General features: G+C 72.0%; 17 protein-coding genes. 12 read left to right on the plus strand and 5 right to left on the minus strand.

Going from position 1 to position 18,676, the window contains the following annotated elements; genetic code table 11:
- Positions 1–37: 37 nt before the first annotated feature.
- Positions 38–466, minus strand: coding sequence for a DUF6314 family protein (locus ACZZY9_RS11825; protein ID WP_463464209.1), 429 nt, complete (start codon positions 464–466; stop codon positions 38–40).
- Between the two features lie 195 nt (positions 467–661).
- On the opposite strand from ACZZY9_RS11825, the gene ACZZY9_RS11830 reads away from it, so the two are divergent.
- From ACZZY9_RS11830 to ACZZY9_RS11865, 8 genes are all read left to right on the plus strand, one after another.
- Entirely contained in the window at positions 662–1,891 is a 1,230-nt protein-coding gene (locus ACZZY9_RS11830) for a sensor histidine kinase (protein WP_463464210.1), read from the plus strand.
- Positions 1,882–2,607, plus strand: coding sequence for a response regulator transcription factor (locus tag ACZZY9_RS11835; RefSeq protein WP_463464211.1), 726 nt, complete (start codon positions 1,882–1,884; stop codon positions 2,605–2,607). The genes ACZZY9_RS11830 and ACZZY9_RS11835 overlap by 10 nt, the downstream gene beginning before the upstream one ends.
- A gap of 117 nt (positions 2,608–2,724) precedes the next feature.
- Entirely contained in the window at positions 2,725–3,825 is a 1,101-nt protein-coding gene (locus ACZZY9_RS11840; RefSeq protein WP_463464212.1) for a BMP family lipoprotein, read from the plus strand.
- A gap of 234 nt (positions 3,826–4,059) precedes the next feature.
- The gene (locus ACZZY9_RS11845; RefSeq protein WP_192061462.1) at positions 4,060–4,473 is read left to right on the plus strand and encodes a peptidase inhibitor family I36 protein; all 414 of its coding nucleotides are present in this window, start codon (positions 4,060–4,062) and stop codon (positions 4,471–4,473) included.
- Positions 4,473–5,384, plus strand: coding sequence for a hypothetical protein (locus tag ACZZY9_RS11850; protein ID WP_463464213.1), 912 nt, complete (start codon positions 4,473–4,475; stop codon positions 5,382–5,384). Before ACZZY9_RS11845 ends, ACZZY9_RS11850 begins: the two co-directional genes overlap by 1 nt.
- On the plus strand, positions 5,381–6,298 hold the full coding sequence (locus tag ACZZY9_RS11855) for a hypothetical protein (RefSeq protein ID WP_463464214.1): 918 nt from the start codon (positions 5,381–5,383) through the stop codon (positions 6,296–6,298). The genes ACZZY9_RS11850 and ACZZY9_RS11855 overlap by 4 nt, the downstream gene beginning before the upstream one ends.
- A gap of 34 nt (positions 6,299–6,332) precedes the next feature.
- Complete coding sequence (locus ACZZY9_RS11860; protein ID WP_463464215.1) at positions 6,333–7,640, plus strand: hypothetical protein; 1,308 nt, start codon at positions 6,333–6,335, stop codon at positions 7,638–7,640.
- Positions 7,640–9,682: an ABC transporter ATP-binding protein/permease gene (locus tag ACZZY9_RS11865; protein ID WP_463464216.1), complete on the plus strand. Its 2,043-nt coding sequence runs from the start codon at positions 7,640–7,642 to the stop codon at positions 9,680–9,682. The genes ACZZY9_RS11860 and ACZZY9_RS11865 overlap by 1 nt, the downstream gene beginning before the upstream one ends.
- Before the next feature lie 436 nt (positions 9,683–10,118).
- Here the strand turns inward: ACZZY9_RS11865 and ACZZY9_RS11870 are convergent, their stop codons facing one another.
- Positions 10,119–10,937: a carbon-nitrogen hydrolase family protein gene (locus tag ACZZY9_RS11870; protein ID WP_463464217.1), complete on the minus strand. Its 819-nt coding sequence runs from the start codon at positions 10,935–10,937 to the stop codon at positions 10,119–10,121.
- A gap of 38 nt (positions 10,938–10,975) precedes the next feature.
- Between ACZZY9_RS11870 and ACZZY9_RS11875 the strand changes: the two genes are divergently transcribed.
- The gene (locus ACZZY9_RS11875; protein WP_463464218.1) at positions 10,976–11,635 is read left to right on the plus strand and encodes a GntR family transcriptional regulator; all 660 of its coding nucleotides are present in this window, start codon (positions 10,976–10,978) and stop codon (positions 11,633–11,635) included.
- Between the two features lie 29 nt (positions 11,636–11,664).
- On the opposite strand, the gene ACZZY9_RS11880 is transcribed toward ACZZY9_RS11875, so the two are convergent.
- Complete coding sequence (locus ACZZY9_RS11880; RefSeq protein WP_463464219.1) at positions 11,665–13,104, minus strand: MFS transporter; 1,440 nt, start codon at positions 13,102–13,104, stop codon at positions 11,665–11,667.
- Between the two features lie 164 nt (positions 13,105–13,268).
- Here ACZZY9_RS11880 and ACZZY9_RS11885 point away from each other — a divergent pair, with 164 nt between their 5' ends.
- The gene (locus tag ACZZY9_RS11885) at positions 13,269–13,952 is read left to right on the plus strand and encodes a DUF2848 domain-containing protein (protein ID WP_463464220.1); all 684 of its coding nucleotides are present in this window, start codon (positions 13,269–13,271) and stop codon (positions 13,950–13,952) included.
- Between the two features lie 130 nt (positions 13,953–14,082).
- Here the strand turns inward: ACZZY9_RS11885 and ACZZY9_RS11890 are convergent, their stop codons facing one another.
- Together ACZZY9_RS11890 and ACZZY9_RS11895 are read right to left on the minus strand one after the other, a co-directional pair.
- Positions 14,083–16,860, minus strand: a complete 2,778-nt coding sequence (locus tag ACZZY9_RS11890) for a molybdopterin-dependent oxidoreductase (protein WP_463464675.1) — start codon at positions 16,858–16,860, stop codon at positions 14,083–14,085.
- Between the two features lie 53 nt (positions 16,861–16,913).
- Complete coding sequence (locus ACZZY9_RS11895; protein ID WP_192061453.1) at positions 16,914–17,723, minus strand: FAD binding domain-containing protein; 810 nt, start codon at positions 17,721–17,723, stop codon at positions 16,914–16,916.
- Positions 17,724–17,780: 57 nt separating this feature from the next.
- Here ACZZY9_RS11895 and ACZZY9_RS11900 point away from each other — a divergent pair, with 57 nt between their 5' ends.
- Positions 17,781–18,350, plus strand: a complete 570-nt coding sequence (locus ACZZY9_RS11900) for a 2-oxo-4-hydroxy-4-carboxy-5-ureidoimidazoline decarboxylase (protein ID WP_243215443.1) — start codon at positions 17,781–17,783, stop codon at positions 18,348–18,350.
- A complete protein-coding gene (uraH, locus tag ACZZY9_RS11905; RefSeq protein WP_192061451.1) occupies positions 18,347–18,673 on the plus strand; it encodes a hydroxyisourate hydrolase in 327 nt (108 codons plus the stop codon). The genes ACZZY9_RS11900 and uraH overlap by 4 nt, the downstream gene beginning before the upstream one ends.
- The last annotated feature ends 3 nt before the right edge of the window (positions 18,674–18,676 follow it).

Consider the following 18,676-nt stretch of genomic DNA (forward strand, 5'->3'; position numbering starts at 1 on the left):
TCCGCCCACCCTCGAGCGTGCGCGTCGGCTGCCGGCGTCAGCCTGCGCGCGTGTACGTCGTCTCGGCGTCGTACGACTTGGCCGGGCCGCGCACCGTCCACCGCTCGACGAACGACGTGGGCGTCAGAACGCGCGTCTCGACGAGGTAGTCGTCGGGGGCGCACGGGTGCTGCGCCTCCCAGGCTCCGGTCCGCAGGTCGAGGTCGACGAAGTGCCGACCGTCGGCGAACCGGACGTCGAGCGACCCGTCCGTCCGCGGGTGATAGGTGAGCCGACGAGCCGCGGAGGCGCGGTGCGAGCCCCGCACGACCTCCCCCTCCTCGACGTACGAGGCGGGTCGAGCGGGTGCGGCGCCCGCCGGCTCGACGGTCGCGGTGCCGGTGAAGACGGTCTCGTCGCCCACGAGCCGGTCGACGATGCGGCGTTCGACGCGCCAGCGACCGAGCAGCAGCGCGAGCGTGTCCATCCCGACAGTCTCGCGCACCGCCCTCCCAGCCCGCCCGGCGGGGGCCCGAACTCCGACCTTCGGTCGATCCGGCTGGCTGGCGGCGCTCCCTAGGCTCGTGTCATGACCTCCTCGGCATCGACTCCTCCGGCGGTGTCCCGCGCCTCGGGCGCCGGCCCATCTTCCGCATCCACTTCGATGCGTGCGGGCCTGCCGGTGGCCCCTCCTCCCGCCGCCGCGCCGACGCCGAACCGGACCGGCCCCTCCCTGGGTCGTCGGGTCTGGGCGCAGTCGTGGCGTCTCGCGACCGCGACGCTGATCGGTCTCCTGGCGTTCGCCGTCGTGTGGTCCGCCACCGACACCACCGGCTGGGGCGACGCGCGGCTCGGGCTGGGCATGATGGGCGACCTCGTCGGCGGGCTCGCCGCCCTGGTGCTGGTCGCGTTCCGGCGGCGCGCCCCGTTCGCGATCGCCCTCGCGCTCGCCCTGCTCGGCGGGGTCTCGACCTCCGCCACCGGTGCCGCGATGCTCGCGCTGGTGTCGCTCTCGACCCGACGTCGCCCCCGTGAGATCGCGGCGGTCGTCGTGGCCTCGTCCGCTGCGGCCTACCTCGCCGACACCGTCGTCTTCCCCGTCCCCGAAGACAGCCTGCCGATCTGGCAGTTCGTGCTGGCGACCGTGGTGGTCTACGCCCTGATCGTCGCCGTGGGCGTCGCCATCGGCAGCCGTCGCGACCTGATCGCCTCGCTGCGCGACCGGGCGGTGCTCGCCGAGCACGAGCAGGCCCTCCGGGAGGAGCGGATCCGCGACCACGAACGCGCCCGGATCGCCCGTGAGATGCATGACGTCCTCGGTCACCGTCTCTCGCTCGTGGCCCTCCACGCCGGTGCCCTTGAGTACCGGGGTCGCGATCTGAGCCCCGACGAGGTCGTCGAGACGGCGGGCGTCGTCCGCGACAACGCGCAGTCCGCCCTCAGCGAGCTGCGCGACGTGCTCGGGGTGCTGCGCGATCCGTCGGCCACGGGGGAGTCCGAGGTCACGCAGGTCGCGCCTCCTCAACCGACCCTCGCCGATCTGCCGGGTCTGCTCGATGAGGCCCGGGCGGCGGGCGCCGTCGTCGCCTGCACCATCGACGACCGCACGACGAGAGCCCTGGTCGATCTGCCGACCTCGCTGAGTCGGCATGCCTACCGCATCGTGCAGGAGTCGTTGACGAACGCGAGGAGGCACGCCCCGGCTCAACCGGTCGACATCGCCTTCACGGGTGCGGCCGGCGGAACACTCCGCATCGTCGTCGGCAACCCGTCGATCGAGCACCGCGCATCGGCGCCGGGGCACGGTCTCACCGGTCTGGCGGAGCGCGTGCGGCTGGTCGGCGGCACGTTCCAGGCGGGGCCCGACGGGCACGGGCGGCACGTCGTCGAGGCGGTGCTCCCGTGGACCTGACCACCCCCTCCTCCGCCACCGCACCGGTCCGCGTCGTGATCGTCGACGACGAGACCCTCGTCCGCACCGGGCTGCGCCTCCTGCTCGGAGGCGACCAGGGCATCGAGGTGGTCGGCGAGGCCTCCGACGGTCTCGAGGCCGAAGCGGTGATCGATCGGACCGAGCCCGACGTCGTGCTGATGGACATCCGGATGCCGCGCTGCGACGGTCTCGTCGCCACCGAGCGAGAGCTCGCGAGGCGACCCGACCTCGCCGTGCTCGTGCTCACCACCTTCGACGCCGACGAGCTCGTGCTCTCGGCGCTGCGGCTCGGCGCCCGCGGGTTCCTGGTGAAGGACACCCCGCCGCACGAGCTCGTGCAGGCCGTGCGGACCGTCGCGTCGGGGCGCTCGATCCTGTCGCCGTCGGTGCTCGACCGGGTGATCGGGGTCGCCGCCGGGCGGATCGGCGCCGAGGCGCCGGCGCAGGCGCAGGCGCCGATGGTCGGCCGGGTCGAGCGTGAGCGCTTCGATCGGCTGACCGACCGCGAGGCCGAGGTCGCCCTCGCGGTGGCCCGGGGTGCGACGAACGCGCAGATCGCGGCCGACCTGTTCGTCAGCATCGCCACGATCAAGACGCACGTCGGGCACGTCTACGAGAAGCTCGAGGTCGACAACCGGGTGCAGGTGGCGCTGCTCGTGCACGCCGCCGGACGGGGCTCGGCGACGATCGCGTAACAGCGTCGCCGAGAGGTCGACCCCGGCGAGGGCTGCTGCCATGATCATCGGAGGGCCGCTCGCCGATCGGGTGCCTCGTCTCGAGAGCTCCTCTCGCCCGACCAGGAGGTCACCGCCGTGTCTGCCCGCACGAAACGTCCGTCGTCCCGTCTCCGCCACCCGCGCCTCCTCGGCTCCGCGGCCCTTTCGGCCGTCGCCCTGCTGGCGCTCGCCGCATGCGCCTCGGCCCCCGAGCCCTCCGTCGACCCGGCGTCGACCGACTCCACGCACTGCTCGCGCATGGTCACGAACTCGGGCGGCCTCGACGACCGCTCGTTCAACCAGTCGAGCTGGGCCGGGCTGCAGAAGGCCGAGAAGGAGGACGGCATCGCGGCCGAGGTGCTCGTCTCGACCAACGAGACCGACCTCGCGCCGAACGTCGCGCAGGCCGTCGCCTCGGGGTGCGGCTTCGTGCTGACCGTGGGGTACGAGCTCGCTCCGGCGACGCAGGAGCAGGCGGCGGCGAACCCCGACATCGACTTCGCGATCGTCGACGAGACCGTCGAGGGCGAGAACGTCAAGCCGATCGTGTTCGACACGGCGCAGGCGTCGTACCTCGCCGGCTACCTCGCCGCGGGGGTCTCGAAGACCGGCACGGTGGCGACGTTCGGCGGCGGCAACCAGCCCCCGGTGACCCTGTTCATGGACGGCTTCTCCGACGGCGTCGACGCCTACAACGAGGCGCACGGCACGACGGTGAAGCTGCTCGGCTGGGACAAGGCCGCACAGGACGGCTCGTTCACGGGCGACTTCGAAGACGTCAACAAGGGCAAGCAGCTGGCTCAGGCGCTGATCGACCAGGGCGCCGACGTCATCATGCCGGTGGCCGGACAGGTCGGCGAGGGGGCCGCGTCGGCCGCGCTCGACGCCGGCGACGTGTCGGTGGTCTGGGTCGACAACGACGGCTACGACACGCTGCCCGCCGAGTACCGACCCATCCTGCTGACCTCGGTCATCAAGGACACCGAGCAGGCCGTCCAGGACATCGCGATCTCGTCGGCGGACGGGTCGTTCACGAACGAGCCGTACGTCGGCACGCTCGACAACGACGGCGTCGGGCTTGCGTCGTTCCACGACCTGGAGTCGTCGGTGCCGGCGGAGCTGAGCGGCGAGCTCGACGCCCTCCGCGCCGACATCGTCAGGGGGGCCGTGACGGTGGAGTCGCCCAGCGCGCCCTAGCCCGCCGCGTCGATGAGTGGCGACGCGCCGTGCCCTTCAGGAGGAGCGCGGCATGTCGTGACTAATCGAGCGACGCCGTCTCAACCCTCAGGAGGAGCGGGTCGGCCAGGTCTTGACCTCAAGGCATAACAGTCGGTAGCATTTCGCACGTCGCACCCACCGTGCGGCCTCGGAAGCCGACTGACGAACCGCAGCGGCTCTCGCTGCGCTCGCGGTTCATTCGAGGTGTTATTCATGATCCTGCCACGCCAAACGCTGTCGACCCTGCTCGTGACCGCGAGTCTCGTTCTGGGCTCCGTCGCCGTGATGACCCCCGCGCCCGCATCGGCCGCCCCGGCTGGATGCCCCGTCCGCGGACTGGGCTGCACCTACGAGAACAATAACTACGGTGGCGGCAACATCAACTTCTATGAATACGTCAGAAACTTCGAGAGTGTCGGTTACTGGGCGCGGACCTTCCATACGCGGACCAATGACGCGGGTTCGTCCGGATTCAACAACGGGCAGTCCGGGATGGCGGCTCGTTGGTACAAGCATGCGAATTACACGGGTCCGTACATCCATGCTGATAAAGGCAAGGGAGTCAATTTCAGTGCCAAGGGCCTGAATGATCAGATCTCTTCTGCGTGCTTCAGGGCTTACTGCTGATGGAGAGCCTCCGCGGAGGGCTCTCACGTGCACTCGGGGTCGGAATCATAGCCGTCTCAGTCGTCTTCGTGTCTTCTTGCTCGACTGCCTCGGTGAATGAGTCTCAACTGACGCTGCCCGAGAAGAACGAACAGAGGTGGGTCCTGCCTCTCGACCAGTACCAGTGGCCTCTTGTGGATCCTGTCTTCGATGCAGAGCAAATCATCGTCGCATCATGCCTCGCGAAGGCCGGATACGAGTGGCGCGTCGTACTGAATGAGGATGGAGCGATTCCACAAGATTCCTGGAGCGACGCCGGCCGCAAACTCTTCTCCGTCGGGCTCGCCGAGAAATACGGCTACGGAAACTCTCCAATGCTCGATCAGGCCCAGGCTCGAATGGACGCGGATCGCGCGAACCGCGCAGTCTCGCAACAGCACCCTGAGGCGGTCGACGCGTGCTTCGAAGAGACTGCTCCGATTCTCGGTGTCGCGGACGGTTCTGCGTACGACTTGGCTCAACAGATCGGCAACCTCGCTTACGCCGAAGCAGAGCAGGCGCTCGAGGTCCGCGAAGCCGCAGGAGACTGGCGGGCGTGCATGAAGGATGTCGGCCTGCCTGATCTGCCGGAGGTGCCCGAGGAGATGCCCCCGGCGTCGGTCGACATGGGTGACGGCGGAGATGCCATCGATGCTCCGTTCCGGAGTGGTGACGAACTCGATGTGCCCACCGAGGTGCGTCGCGTCGCTGTCGCCGATGCCAGCTGCCGAGACTCCACCGGCTACACGACGACCTTCTACGACGCCGAATGGGACGCCCAGGTAGAAGCCATGGACTCCCGAATCGACGATCTGGAGCGGTTCGGGCAGCAGGCTGAAGAGCAGCGCGCTCTCGCCGAGAGGTACCTCGCAGAGAACGCTGTCTCGCCGTGAGGGGACGTTCACGATTCGTTCTGATCGTCCCCGCGGCGGCAGTCGCGTCGGCGGCCCTCGCGGGGTGTGCGAGCGATGCTGCCCAGCGCACGGACCTCGACCTGCCCGCAAAGAACCAGTCCCAGTGGCGACTCCCGCTCGACCAGTACATGCCACCGCTGTTAAACGTCGAGTATGACGCCCAGCAGGTGTTCGTCCACAAGTGCATGGCTGAGGCTGGGCACGAGTGGGTGGTCCGTCTCGACCCTCCGGGTACCACGACCGGCGAGTCCTGGAACGCTGCGGGCCCCAAGCTCTTCTCAGTCGAGCTCGGCGAAACGTTCGGTTACGGGAACTCTGGCGAGATCGCGAGATCGCCGGAAGCTGAACAGGCTTGGCTCGATGGAGAGAAATCCAGACGGGCTGTGGCTGAACAGGCGCCGGATGCCGCCGAGAGTTGTTTCGACCAGAGCACGGCGGTCCTGGACGACGAACCGAGTTGGCAGGTCTACGACCTGGCGATGGAGATCGCGGGTGGCGCTTCTGGTGATGCGCAAGAGTCTCCGGAGGTCGGAGAGGCGGCCTCTCGATGGCGCGAATGCATGGCCGACGCAGGGCTCCCGGATCTCCCGGCCGTGCCCGAGGAGATGCCACCGGCATCTGTCGATGACGGTGATGGCCCGGCCATCGACGCGCCGTATTCGGTCGGCGACGAATTCGACGTCTCCGCGGAGGAACGCCGGGTGGCGGTCGCGGATGCGACGTGTCAAGGCTCCTCGGGGTATGCCAGGGCGCTGTACGACGCGGAGTGGGATGCACAGGCAGACGCCCTTAAGTCGCATGCGGACGACCTCGTGCGGTACGGCCATCAACTCGAAGAGCAACGAGCTCGCGCCGAGGCATATCTCGCGGAGAACGCGCCCGAGGTCCGATGAGCTCCGCGCGCCCCCTCGTGATGAGAGGTGAAGGATGACCTTCATCCGTTCCCGTAAGGCCCTCGCCGTCGGCGGGAGCGTGGCGATCGTCGCGCTCCTCGCCGGCGGCTGGGGGCTGGCCCACGCGTTCGAGTCGCCCGCCCAGCGCGAGGCGGCCGCGACCGCCCCGTCACCGCTCCCGGTGACGAGCGAGGTCCGAGTCGGCGACCTCACACGCCGTATCACCTTCCAGGCGACGGTGGGTCGCACCGGCCTCATGTCCGTCGCGCTGCCCTCCCCCGCCGCCGAGCCGGCCTACGTGACCGGGAAGCCCACGTCGTCGGGCGCCCCCGTCACCGCGGGCCAGGTCGTCACCGAGGTCAACGGTCGCCCGGTGTTCGCCGTCACCGGCGGCTTCCCCTTCTACCGCGAACTCCGTCGAGACCACACGGGCCCCGACGTGCGACAACTGCAGGCGGCCCTGCGCGACGCCGGCATCCCCACGACCGTCGACGGTGTGTTCGGCGCCGGTACCGAACGATCGCTGGAGGCGCTCTACTCGCGAACCGGACACGCGCCTCCTACCGTGGTCGACATCGAGGAGGCCCGGGGCGTCCCCGGCACGGACGCCACCCCCGGCACGGGCGCGGCCGTCGACGCGACAGGCGCTCAGCCCGCACCGGCAGGCACCCCTGCGCCCGCACCCTCCTCGAGCGCCGGCCCCGCCTCGAGCGCCGGCCCCGCCCCCTCCACCCCCTCCGTGGCTGACGCGAGCGACACCGACTCGACCTCCGAGCGCCCCGTCACGCGGCGAGTGGTCGCCTCGCCGGCCGAGTTCGTCGTCGTGCCGACCCTCCCGGCCGTCGCGGCCGAGACGCCCGCGGTCGGAACCGCCGCCGGGTCGGAGGTCGAGATCCGCCTGGAGTCCGGTCGCCTGCGCATCGCCGCCGATGTTCCCGTGCTCATCGCCGAGACCCTGATCGAGGGCTCCACCGGCACCTTCACCGCGCCCGACGGCGCGACCACGCCGATCACACTCGAGACCGTGGTGCCCGGGGGCGACGACGACGCCGAGTCCCGCGTGATCCTCGACGCGGCGAACGGCGAGCTCGTGCCCGACCTGCTCGGGGCCGAGGGCCTCGTCGCCCTCGACATCGAGACCGTGCAGACCGGGAGTCTCATCGTCCCCACGGTCGCGGTCGCCGGCGGCGGATCAGGTGAGGCGCACCTCCTCGTCGAACAGGACGACGGGACGTTCCGTCGCATCCCCGTCGTCGAGACCGGCCAGCTCGACGGTGAGAGCGCCGTCGAGCCGACCGACCCCGACGACCTCCGCGAGGGCGACCGGGTGCGGGTCGACTGATGGCGCTGCTGCAGCTCCGCGGGGTGGGACGCACGTTCTCGGGCGCCGTCGAGGTCACCGCCCTCGACGGCATCACCCTCGACATCGAGGCGGGGGAGTTCTTCGCCATCATGGGCCCCTCCGGCGGCGGCAAGTCCACACTGCTCAACACCATCGGACTGCTCGACCACCCCACCACGGGCACGTACACGATCGCCGGTGACGACATCGGCGGATCCACCTCGCGTCGGCTCGCCGAGACGCGGTCCGAGACCTTCGGATTCGTGTTCCAGGGCTTCCATCTGCTCGACCACCGCCCGGTCCGCGACAGCGTCGAACTGGGCCTCCTGTATCGCGCGGTGCCTGCCGACCGGCGCCGCATCCTCGCCGATCGAGCCCTCGAGCAGGTGGGCCTCGACGGGCTCGGCGACCAGCTCGCCGCCAAGCTCTCCGGCGGGCAGCGGCAGCGCGTGGCCATCGCTCGGGCCCTCGCCGCCGGCACACCCGTCGTCGTCGCCGACGAACCCACCGGCAACCTCGACTCCGAGAACGGCGCTTCGGTCGTCGAGACCCTTCTCGCCCTCCGCGACGAGGGCACCACGGTCGTGCTGGTCACGCACGACCCGACCGTCGCCCGCGCGGCCGACCGGGTGGCGCACCTCCGCGACGGGCGCATCGAGTCGGTCGCGACGAACGAGGTCGCCGTGGCCTCCGCGCTCGGGACGGGAGGCCCTGCCGACGCGACGGTCGTCACGGAGCCGACCCGCGCCTCCTCGGCTCCCCGATCCACAGGCGAAGGAGGCGCGGGTCGCCGACCCGAGAGACCGGGCCGCCCGTCACGCCTGCGGTTCAGAGACCTCGCGGCCGACGCCGTGCGCTCCGTCACGTCGCGGCTCGGCAAGACCGCGGGGCTCGTGGCCGCCGTCGCCGTGGCGGTGGCGCTCGCCGTCGCCAGCCTCGGGCTCTCGGTGTCGGCCGGCGCCCAGGTCGGCGACACCTTCGATCTGCACACGAACCGCGATGTCGGCGTCTCGTGGGACTCCCCGGTCGATCCGACGGACGAGGGGGAGGCTCCGGGGGCGATCGGCGAAGGCGCGGTCGTCGCCCCGTTCGGGAGTCCCGAGGCCGCGGCCGATGTGGCCGGCAGGCTCGCCCGGGTCGCGGAGCTCAGCGGTGTGGAGTCGGTCGGTGCTCTGCACGAGCGCGGGTCGGCCGTCGTCCGGGCGACCGCCGTGCGCGACGCCCTGCAGGCGCCGGTCGTGAGCATCGAGGGGGACCTCCTCGCGGCCGCCCGCGTCGACGTCGAGTGGCTCGCCCGCCACGGCCCGACGCTCGGCGACCGGGAGGTGCTGATCGGCCGTGGTCTCGCCGCCCAGCTGCCCCTCGGTCCGCTCGCCGCGGCGCCCGTCATCACCCTGGGCGATGCCGAGGTCGCCGTCGTCGGCATCGTCGACGAGTCGCCGCGCGTGCCGAGCCTCGTCGGAGCCGTGACGACCGGTGCGCACTCCCTGCCAGGAGTCGAGACCCCCTCTCAGACATCCGTGCTGATCCGGACCGGTGCGGGCGCGGCTCAGCAGGTCGCCCGACAGGCGCCGCTCGCCATCGACCCCGTCGCCGCCGAGACGTTCCGGGTCGATGCGCCGATCGACCCGACCACGCTCCGCGCCGAGATCGAATCGGACGTCGAGTCGACCCTGCTCGCCTTCACCGGGGTGGCTCTGCTCGCCGCCGTGGCGGGTCTCGGCAACTCGATGGTGCTCGCCGTGCTCGAGCGCCGCAAGGAGTTCGGTCTGCGCCGGGCGCTCGGCGCCCGCCCGAGTCACATCGCCGGGCTCGTCCTCGCCGAGTCGGTCGTGATCGGCGCCCTCGGCGGGCTGCTCGGTCTCGCCCTGGGGCTCGGAGCCGTGCTCGTCATGACCGTCGCGCGGCAGTGGATCCCCGTGTTCGATCTGAGACTCGCCCCCGCGGCGCTGATCGGCGGTGTCGTCGTCGGGGCAGCGGGCGGGCTCGTGGCCGCCTGGCGGGCGAGCCGCATCGAGCCGCACGAGGCGCTCCGCCTCTGACGCCGGCCCGCCCCGCACCGCCCCGCCAGCCGCCCCGCCTCGCCCGCCTCGCCTCGCCCGCCCCGCACCGCCCCGCCAGCCGCCCACCTCGCCCGCCTCGCCTCGCCCGCCCTGCCTCGCCTCGCCCGCCCCGCCACCGATGTGCAAATCGCGACCGGTCGGACCCTGGCGGGCAGCATCTCCTGGCGTTTCAGGTGTTTCGGGGCCGATCTGTCGGGTTCGGCACGTTCACGGCACGCTCCGCAGTCGGGTTCGGCACGCCGGAGGCGCGGAGCGGCGGTCGACCGTCGCCGCACGCCGGCACCGGAGCCGGGCGCGATGCAGACGCGCTCCGCCTCTGCCGCCCAGTCCATGAGTCACGACACGCCACGAGCCTCAAAGGGAGCGCGGCGTGTCGCGACTCATCGAGCAGCCCGCCGAGGAGGCGCGGCGCCCCTCAGTCGCGCAACGCACCCACCGCGAACCGCTGGTTCGCCAGCACCGGCAGCGACCCGCGCGCGGCATCGACGGACGCGAGGTCGACGTCGACGACGACCAGCTCGGGCTCGGCCCCCAGCTCGTGCAGCACCACCCCGAACGGCGACACCACCATGCTGTGCCCGACGCCGGTCGGTGCCGACCCCGCCGTCTCGACGCCCTGCGACGCGGGGTCGCCCTGCCCCACGGCGACCACCACAGTCGTCGTGTCGACCGCCCGGGCGCGTGCGAGCAGCTGCCACTGCTCGACCTTGCCCGGCCCCGCGCCCCACGACGCGCAGACGACGCTCAGCCGCGCGCCCGCCGCCGCGTTCGCCAGGAACAGCGACGGGAAGCGGATGTCGTAGCAGGTGGCCAGGCCGATCAGGGTCTCGCCGACCGTCACGGTGACCGCGCGCTCGCCGCCCTCGACCGAGTCCGACTCGGCGTAGCCGAAGGCGTCGAAGAGGTGCATCTTGTCGTACGAGTCGTCGGTGTCGGCGGTCGGGCCGGCGACGATCAGGGTGTTGCGCACCCGCCCGCCCGACCCCGGCGTGAAGGCACCCGCGACGATCGTGGTGCCGAGGCGGCGGGCCAGCGCTCGCACCGCCGTGGCCCACGGTCCGTCGAGCGGCTCGGCGATCGCACCGAGGTCGTTGCCGAAGGCGCACATGGCGGCCTCGGGGAACACGACCAGCTCGGCGCCCTGGGCGACCGCCGCCTCCGTCGTCCTCGTGATCTCGGCGAGGTTCGCCCGGGGGTCGGCCGAGCTGATGATCTGGGCGAGCGCGATGCGCATGGTTTCTCCGATCGGTGGTGTATACGTATGGTATGCAGATGAGCCCGGAATCGCCCGTCCCCTCGGCCTCGGGTCGCGACCGGGCCTACGAGTACCTCTACTCGCAGGTGCTCGTCGACCCCGCCATGCAGGGGGCGTTCCTCAGCGAGCAGGACATCGCCGAGCGGGTGGGCGTCTCGCGCACCCCGGTCCGTGAGGCGCTGCTGCTGCTCGCCTCCGACGGGCTGGTGCAGATGATCCCCAAGCGGGGCGTGCGGGTCCCCGTGATCAGCGGCCGCGAGATCGCCGAGCTGATGGAGCTGCGGGGCGTGCTCGAGCGTCACGCCGCCACCACGACCCTCGCCGCCGGGCGCGTGCCCCTCGCAGCGATGCGCGCCGTCCTGGCGCGGCAGCACGAGCTGAAGGACGTCGACCCCCGCGAGAGCGGTCAGCGGTTCATCGAGCACGATCGCGAGTTCCACCAGCTGCTCGTCGACGCCGCCGGCAACGACCTCATGTCGCGCAGCTACGAGAAGCTCCGCGCCCGGCAGGTCATGGTCGGCGTCGAGGCCCTCTTCCGCCGGACCGACCGGCAGGAGCGGGTGTGCGCCGAGCACGACGAGATCGTGGCCGCGCTCGAGTCGGGCGACGCCGAGGCCGCGCGAGACGCGATCGACCGTCACCTCGGGGTGACGCTCGACCTGCTCCTCCGCAGCTGACGGCACGGCGTCGCCCGCGTCGACGAGCGTCAGTCGCTCGACGGCGACGTCCCCGAGGAGGCGCGGGTCGCGTCGACCCCGTCCGTCGCCGGGGCGTTGACCAGGTAGTCGGCGTCCTCCTGCACGTTCGAGTCGCGACCGAGCGCCAGCCCCACGAGGGTCAGTGCGACCGCCACGGTGAGGTAGATCGCCACACCGAGCCCGCTGCCCGTCTCCTCGAAGATGATGGTGAACATCAGCGGAGCGATCGCACCGCCGAAGACGCCGGCGATCGTGTACGCCAGCGAGCTGCCCGTCGAGCGCAGTCGGGGTGAGAACTGCTCGACGATGAAGGCCGCCTGCGGTCCGTACATGAACGAGTGGAAGACGAGGGCCAGCACGATGCCGATGGTCAGCACGACCGTCGACGACCCGTCGGTGATGGCGAAGAAGACGTAGGCCCAGATCGCCGCGCCCACGGCGGCGACAGCGTAGAGCAGTCGACGGTTGATGCGATCGGAGAGCGCGCCGGCGAGGGGGATGCAGGCGAGCTGGAACGCCGAGCCGATCAGCACGGCGACGAGCACCTGGCTGCGCTCGAGACCGAGGGTGACCGTGCCGTAGGTCAAGGTGAAGACGGTGAAGAGGGCGTAGGTGACGTCGGGTCCGATGCGGCTGAGGATGGCGGCGATCAGGGGGCGCAGCTGCGTGGTGAACACCTCGCGGACGGGAGCGGAAGGGGCGTCGCCCCGCGCCTCCAGAGCCTGGAAGACCGGGGTGTCCTCCAGCTTGAGGCGGATCCAGAGACCGAAGCCGACGAGCACCGCCGACGCCAGGAACGCGACGCGCCAGCCCCAGTCGAGGAACGCCTCCTCGGTGAGCACGGCCGTGAGCACCGCGAGCGCGCCGTTGGCGAGGAGGTTGCCGGCCGGGGGACCGACCTGGGCGGCGGACGACCAGAAGCCGCGCCTCCTCGGATCCCCGAACTCGCTCGACAGCAGCACCGCACCGCCCCATTCGCCGCCCACGCCGACGCCCTGGGCGAAGCGCAGCAGGACGAGCAGGATGGGCGCCGCGAGCCCGATCGTCGCGTAGCTCGGCAGCAGGCCGATCAGGAACGTCGCGAGGCCGATGATCAGCAGGGTCGTGACGAGCACGGGCTTCCGGCCGATCTTGTCGCCGAGCCGACCGAACACGAACCCGCCGACCGGTCGGGAGACGTAGCCGACGGCGTAGGTCGAGAACGCGAGGATGGTCGCCGTGTAGGGGTCGCTCGCCGGGAAGAACACGACGGGGAAGACGACGGCCGACGCGGCGGAGTAGACGGCGAAGTCGTACCACTCGAGGGAGGTGCCGGTCAGCGAGGCGGTGAACGCCTTCGCGAGCGAACGGCGGCTGACCGGCGCCGTGTCGACTGCGGCGTCGGCTGCGGTTCCGGGCGTGGATTCGGGCCCTGAGGTCGGACCGGGGGCCTGGGGATCGGTGGTCATGGGCTGTCCTGTCGAGTTCGGTGGGGATCGGTCGGAGGGGTGGTGCCACGGCGATACCGTGTGTATACAGTAGGTGTACGACGGCCCCCGGCGACAGTGTCGCGGGCTGGAACGGCGCACTTTTTACCCGGCCGAAACACGCGACCACCCTCGAGGAGACCACCATGAGCACGCTCCGCTTCACCCTGCCCGACGGCTCGACCGAGACCGTCGAGGTCACGCGCCTCCTGAACGCCGGCTACGCCGGTCGTGAGCAAGGCGAGGTGCAGGCGCACATCGCCGAGCTGGCCGAGCTGGGCGTTCCCGGCCCGACGACCACCCCGGCGCTCTACCCCGTCTCCCCCTATCTGGCGTCGCAGGCGACCGAGGTCGACGTGCAGCACGGGCGCACCAGCGGCGAGGCCGAGTGGGCCCTGGTCATCACCGACTCGGGCGTGCTGCTCACCGTCGCCTGCGACCACACCGACCGTGCGCTCGAGGTGCACGGCGTCGCGTGGAGCAAGAACGCGAGCCCCGACGTGCTCGGCACCCGGGCCTGGCGGCTGGACGACGTGCGCGACCACCTCGACGAGATCACGCTGCGCGGCTATGTCGGATCGGGTGATTCGCGCGAGCTCATCCAGGACTCCACGCTCGGCGCCCTGCTGACCCCCGACTATTGGCTGGACGTGCTCGCCGAGCGCGACCTCGCGACCCCCGGCACCGTGCTCATCTCGGGCACCGTGGCGATGCTGCCGGGCGTCGACCAGTTCGCCGACTCGTGGTCGGTCGAGATGCACGACCCGACCACGGGCGACACCCTCGAAGCGGCGTACCGCGTCGTCCCGATGCCCGCACCGATCGGCTGAGGCCGACCCACGCCTCCTCGGGCCCGGCCCGTCGACCCCGACCCCGACCCGGACCCCGACCCGGCGCCCAGGCTCGAGCCCAGGGCCCGGGCCGGGTGCGGTCGTCACCGGGCCCGGGCTCGTGCCGTCGTCAGCGGGCCAGGCGCCAGAGGCGGTCGCGCGACATGGGCAGCTCGTGCGGCCGCACCCCGAGCGCGTCGCGGATCGCGTTCGCGAGCGCCGGGGCGACGGGGTTGTACGGCGCCTCGCTCATGCTCTTCGCGCCGAGCGGGCCGAGCTCGTCGTGGGTGGTCGCGAAGTGCACCTCGGTCTCGGGGACGTCCGAGAACTTCGGCAGCCGGTAGTTGCGCAGCGCCGTCGTCAGAACCCGCCCCTCGCCGTCGAGCATCATCTCCTCGTAGAGGGCCGTGCCGATCGCCTGAGCCGTGCCGCCCTCGATCTGCCCGCGCAGCTGTTCGGGGTTCAGCACCGTGCCGGCGTCGGCCGCCTGGATCGAGCGCAGCATCCGCACCTCGCCGGTCGAGCGGTCGACGGCCACCTTGAACGCGTGCACGTTGAACGCCACCGACCGGGGCGTGCCGTCGTGACTGCCGTCGGCCACGAGCGGACCGCCGGCCAGCAGCTCGTCGACCGTCACGAGACGGGTCGCCGCAGACCCAGCCGACCCCGCCGAGGAGGCGCGGGTCACCACGACCCCGCCGGGCACCACCTCGGGGGCGGTGCCGCCGTCGACGACGTCCGCCGCGCCTCCGGCGAGGGTCAGCGCGCGGTCGATCATGGCGGCGCGCAGCTTGTGCGTCGCGGCCCAGAGGGCCTTGCCCGCGACGACGACGCCGGCCGACCCGAAGGCCCCCGAGTCGTAGCGGGCGACGTCGGTGTCCGACTGGCGGATCGAGACCCGGTCGGGTGTCGTGCCGAGGGCCGTCGCGACCAGCTGGGCGTGCACCGTCGTCGTGCCGTTGCCGAACTCGGCCGTGCCGACGCCGATGTCGTAGCCGCCGTCGGGTCGCAGCTCGACGGTGGTGTCGGCGAAGTGCCCTCGGGGCGGCATGGTGGCGATCATCGCGAGGGCCATGCCGGTGCCGGTCGCCCAGGTGGGGCCCTCGGGGGCGGGCTGCGCGTCGGGGCCGGCCAGCGCCTCCTCGACGAGATCGAGGCACTGGTCGAGACCGTAGCTGCCCCAGATCAGATCGGTCTCCTCGTCGGGGTCGGTGACGACCATCGCGTCGCCCGGCACGACGACGTTCTTCCGTCGCAGCTCGAACGGGTCGATGCCGAGCCTGATCGCGAGCTCGTCCATCGCGGACTCGATGGCGAAGATCACCTGCCCGAGGCCGTACCCGCGGAACGCGCCCGAGGGCAGGTTGTTCGTGTACACCGACTCGGCGTCGACCCGCTTCGAGGCGCAGCGGTAGACCGCGACCGACTCGTGCACCGAGTGGTACATGACGCCGACGCCGTGGTTGCCGTAGGCGCCGGTGTCCATCAGCTGGTCGACGTGCAGCGCGGTGAGCGTGCCGTCGGCCGTCGCGCCGAGTCGCACGCGCACCCGCATCGGGTGCCGGGTCGGCGCGATCGTGAACTCGTCGTCGCGGGTGAACTCGTACTGCACGGGGTGGCCGGTGGTCAGCACGGCGAGCGTGACGAGGTCTTCGGTCAGCAGCTCCTGCTTGCCGCCGAAGCCGCCGCCGACGCGCTTCGTGAAGACCCTCACCCGGTCTTCGGGCAGACCGAACACGTGGGCGATCTCGTCGCGCACCAGGAACGGCACCTGACTCGAGGTGCGGAGCACGAGGCGCCCGTCGTCGTCGAGCCAGCCGCGGGTGGCGTGCGTCTCGAGCGAGCCGTGGCTGACCCGCTGCGTCGTCCAGGTGCCCTCGACGGTCGCGTCGGCCGCGGCCAGCGCCGCCTCGACGTCGCCGGTCTCGCCGTGCATGGCCGCGACGGTGTTGCGCTCGGGGAACGCGATGCGCGAGACCTCGCTGGTCTTCTCGCCGTGCAGCAGCGGGGCCCCGGGGAGCCGCGCCTCCTCCGGGTCGAAGACCGCGGGCAGCTGCTCGTACTCGACGACGATCGCGTCGCGGGCGAGCTCGGCCTGCCGGCGCGACTCGGCGACGACCGCGGCGACCCGCTGACCGCGGAACCTCAGCACGGGGTCGAGCACGAGGCCGTCGTCGGGGTCGTCTTCCCGGTCTTCGTGGCGACCGGTCGAGAACAGGGTGGCCGGTGAGTCGTGATGCGTCAGCACGGCGTGCACCCCCGGCAGGGCCAGCGCCGCGGTGGCGTCGATCGCGACGATGCGGGCGTGCGGGTGCGGGCTGCCGAGCACGGCGATGTGCAGCAGGGCCGTGGGGGCGGGGGAGTCGAGGGTGAACTCCTCGCGGCCCGTCACGATGCGCAGCCCGGCGGGCGCCTTGACCGAGCGGCCCGCCGCCTCGCCGACCGCCGGGGCGACCGTGTTGCCGACCCCGCAGATCGCGTCGCGGATCGACCGGTACCCCGTGCACCGGCAGATGTTGCCCTTCAGGAGGCGCGGGAGATCATCCCGATCGGCCTCCGTGAACGTCGAGGCCGTCACGACCATGCCCGCCGTGCAGAAGCCGCACTGGAACCCGGCCGCGTCGACGAACGCCTGCTGCATCGGGTGCGGGGCGTCGGGGGTGCCGAGCCCGGCCGCGGTCGTGACCGCCCGGCCGTCCAGCCGGTGGGCCGGATACACGCACGAGTGCACGGGGTCGCCGTCGACCAGCACCGAGCAGGCGCCGCAGTCGCCCGCGTCGCAGCCCTTCTTCACCGAATGGACGCCGGCGTCGCGCAGCACCGTCCGCAGCACCTGCCCGGGCGCCACGGGGGCGTCGAGCGTGTCGCCGTCGACCTCGAAGACGACCCGGCGGCCGTTGTTCGTGATGCCCTGCACCCCTGTCGAGCCGTGCCGGCCCCGGGTGCCCTCGTCGTCTCTGCTCACCAGGAGCCCCCCAGTTCTCGTCGGATCTCCTCGGCGAAGCCCGTGCTCGTGGCCCGCCGCCAGTCGGGTGCCCCGTGAGGGTCGTCGTACCACTCGTCGACCCCGTCGAGCGCGGCCGACAGAGCCCTCTCGCTCGGCACCTCGTCGAAACGGAGCTGCACGGGCCTGATCGTGCCGGCCGTCACGGTGACGACGAACTCGCCCGCCTCGGCCAGGCGCCCGGTGACCAGGGTGCCCGAGCGACCGAGCGGGCTCAGCGCGATGCGTCGGAACGCCGTCTGCGACTCGAGCGACGCCGTCGGGATCTCGAGCGCCCGCAGCACCTCGCCCGGGGCCAGCGCCGACTCGCGCACGCCGGTGACGAACTCGGCCACCGGGGTGCGGCGCTCGCCGCCGTCGGTCGTCCAGACGACGGCGGTCGCATCGAGGGTCGACATCAGCGACGTCATGGCGCCGGCCGGGAGGCCGAGCGCGACGTTGCCGCCCACGGTCGCGACGTTCCAGATCTTGAACGAGGCGAGCAGGCTCTCGGCGCACTGACGGATCAGCGGCGCCGCGGCCCACTCGGGCCGGGCCCGCAGCCGGGTCAGCTCGGCGATGGTGCAGGTGGCGCCCACGGTCACCCCGTCGGGCGTCTCGTCGAGAGGCGACCATCCGAGCGAGGTGAGGTCGACGAGACCGGTGAGCCCCGGCTGCGCCTCGGAGTAGAGCCAGGTGCCGCCGCCCATCGGCCGCTCGCCCGGGGCGAAGGACAGCTCCGCACGGGAGGAGGGCGTGCGGACGTCCGTCACCGTCACGAGGTCCATGCGATGCTCCCGCCTGTGGTCGTCGGCGTGCAGCCAGTCGTGGATACAGTGTCGTCCATGATCGACGTCTCCGAGAGCCAGCTGCGCGACCACCTCACGACCGCGCTGTCCGTGCAGCGCTGGGTCGACGAGGTGGCGTCCGGTGCCCCGTACTCCGACGTCTCCGAACTGGTGGCCGTCGCCGAGCGCGCCGGGGCCGAGCTGACGGGCGACGAGATCGACGAGGCCCTCGCCCACCACCCCCGCATCGGCGAGGCGCCGGTCGGAGAGGGCTCCGCACAGGAGTTCAGTCGCCGCGAGCAGCAGGCGTCGCAGCTGACCGACGACCCCGCCGAGGTGAAGGCGCTCGCCGAGGGCAACGCGACGTACGAGGCGCGCTTCGATCGCGTCTTCGTCATCAGGGCCGCGGGGCGCAGCAGGCAGGAGATCATCGACGAGCTCGAACGGCGGCTCAAGCTCGACGACGAGACCGAGAAGCGCGAGGCGGGCGCCCAGCTGGTCGAGATCGCGGTGCTGCGACTGCGGCAGACCTTCGGCGAGACCAGCGCCGAGTCGGGGCGCTCGGCGGAGACGGCGTCGCCGCGCGCGACCGACCCCGCGGCCGACGCCGGCACGCTCCGCGCATGAGCCACGTCACGACGCACGTTCTCGATGCGGCGCTGGGTCGCCCGGCGGCCGGGGTGCCCGTCGCGCTCGCCGACGAGACGGGCGCGGTGCTCGCCTCGGCCGTGACCGACGCCGACGGCCGGGTCGGCGACCTCGGGCCCGACGCCCTCGCGGCCGGCGCCTACCGGTTGACCTTCGACACGGCCGCCTACTTCGCGGCCTCCGAGCGTCAGTCGTTCTACCCGCGGGTGACGATCGACTTCGACCTCGCCGACGAGGCCGCGCACTACCACGTGCCCCTGCTGCTCAGCCCCTTCGCGTACTCGACGTACCGGGGCAGCTGACCC

The sequence above is a fragment of the Frigoribacterium sp. AC394 genome (assembly GCF_979258095.1).

Excerpts from the sequence above, each read along its gene's own strand:
- ACZZY9_RS11825 (WP_463464209.1), bottom strand. The coding sequence starts at position 466 with ATGGACACGCTCGCGCTGCTGCTCGGTCGCTGGCGCGTCGAACGCCGC.
- ACZZY9_RS11845 (WP_192061462.1), top strand. The coding sequence starts at position 4,060 with ATGATCCTGCCACGCCAAACGCTGTCGACCCTGCTCGTGACCGCGAGT.
- ACZZY9_RS11850 (WP_463464213.1), top strand. The coding sequence starts at position 4,473 with ATGGAGAGCCTCCGCGGAGGGCTCTCACGTGCACTCGGGGTCGGAATC.
- ACZZY9_RS11860 (WP_463464215.1), top strand. The coding sequence starts at position 6,333 with ATGACCTTCATCCGTTCCCGTAAGGCCCTCGCCGTCGGCGGGAGCGTG.
- ACZZY9_RS11865 (WP_463464216.1), top strand. The coding sequence starts at position 7,640 with ATGGCGCTGCTGCAGCTCCGCGGGGTGGGACGCACGTTCTCGGGCGCC.
- ACZZY9_RS11870 (WP_463464217.1), bottom strand. The coding sequence starts at position 10,937 with ATGCGCATCGCGCTCGCCCAGATCATCAGCTCGGCCGACCCCCGGGCG.
- ACZZY9_RS11875 (WP_463464218.1), top strand. The coding sequence starts at position 10,976 with ATGAGCCCGGAATCGCCCGTCCCCTCGGCCTCGGGTCGCGACCGGGCC.
- ACZZY9_RS11880 (WP_463464219.1), bottom strand. The coding sequence starts at position 13,104 with ATGACCACCGATCCCCAGGCCCCCGGTCCGACCTCAGGGCCCGAATCC.
- ACZZY9_RS11885 (WP_463464220.1), top strand. The coding sequence starts at position 13,269 with ATGAGCACGCTCCGCTTCACCCTGCCCGACGGCTCGACCGAGACCGTC.
- ACZZY9_RS11895 (WP_192061453.1), bottom strand. The coding sequence starts at position 17,723 with ATGGACCTCGTGACGGTGACGGACGTCCGCACGCCCTCCTCCCGTGCG.
- ACZZY9_RS11900 (WP_243215443.1), top strand. The coding sequence starts at position 17,781 with ATGATCGACGTCTCCGAGAGCCAGCTGCGCGACCACCTCACGACCGCG.
- uraH (WP_192061451.1), top strand. The coding sequence starts at position 18,347 with ATGAGCCACGTCACGACGCACGTTCTCGATGCGGCGCTGGGTCGCCCG.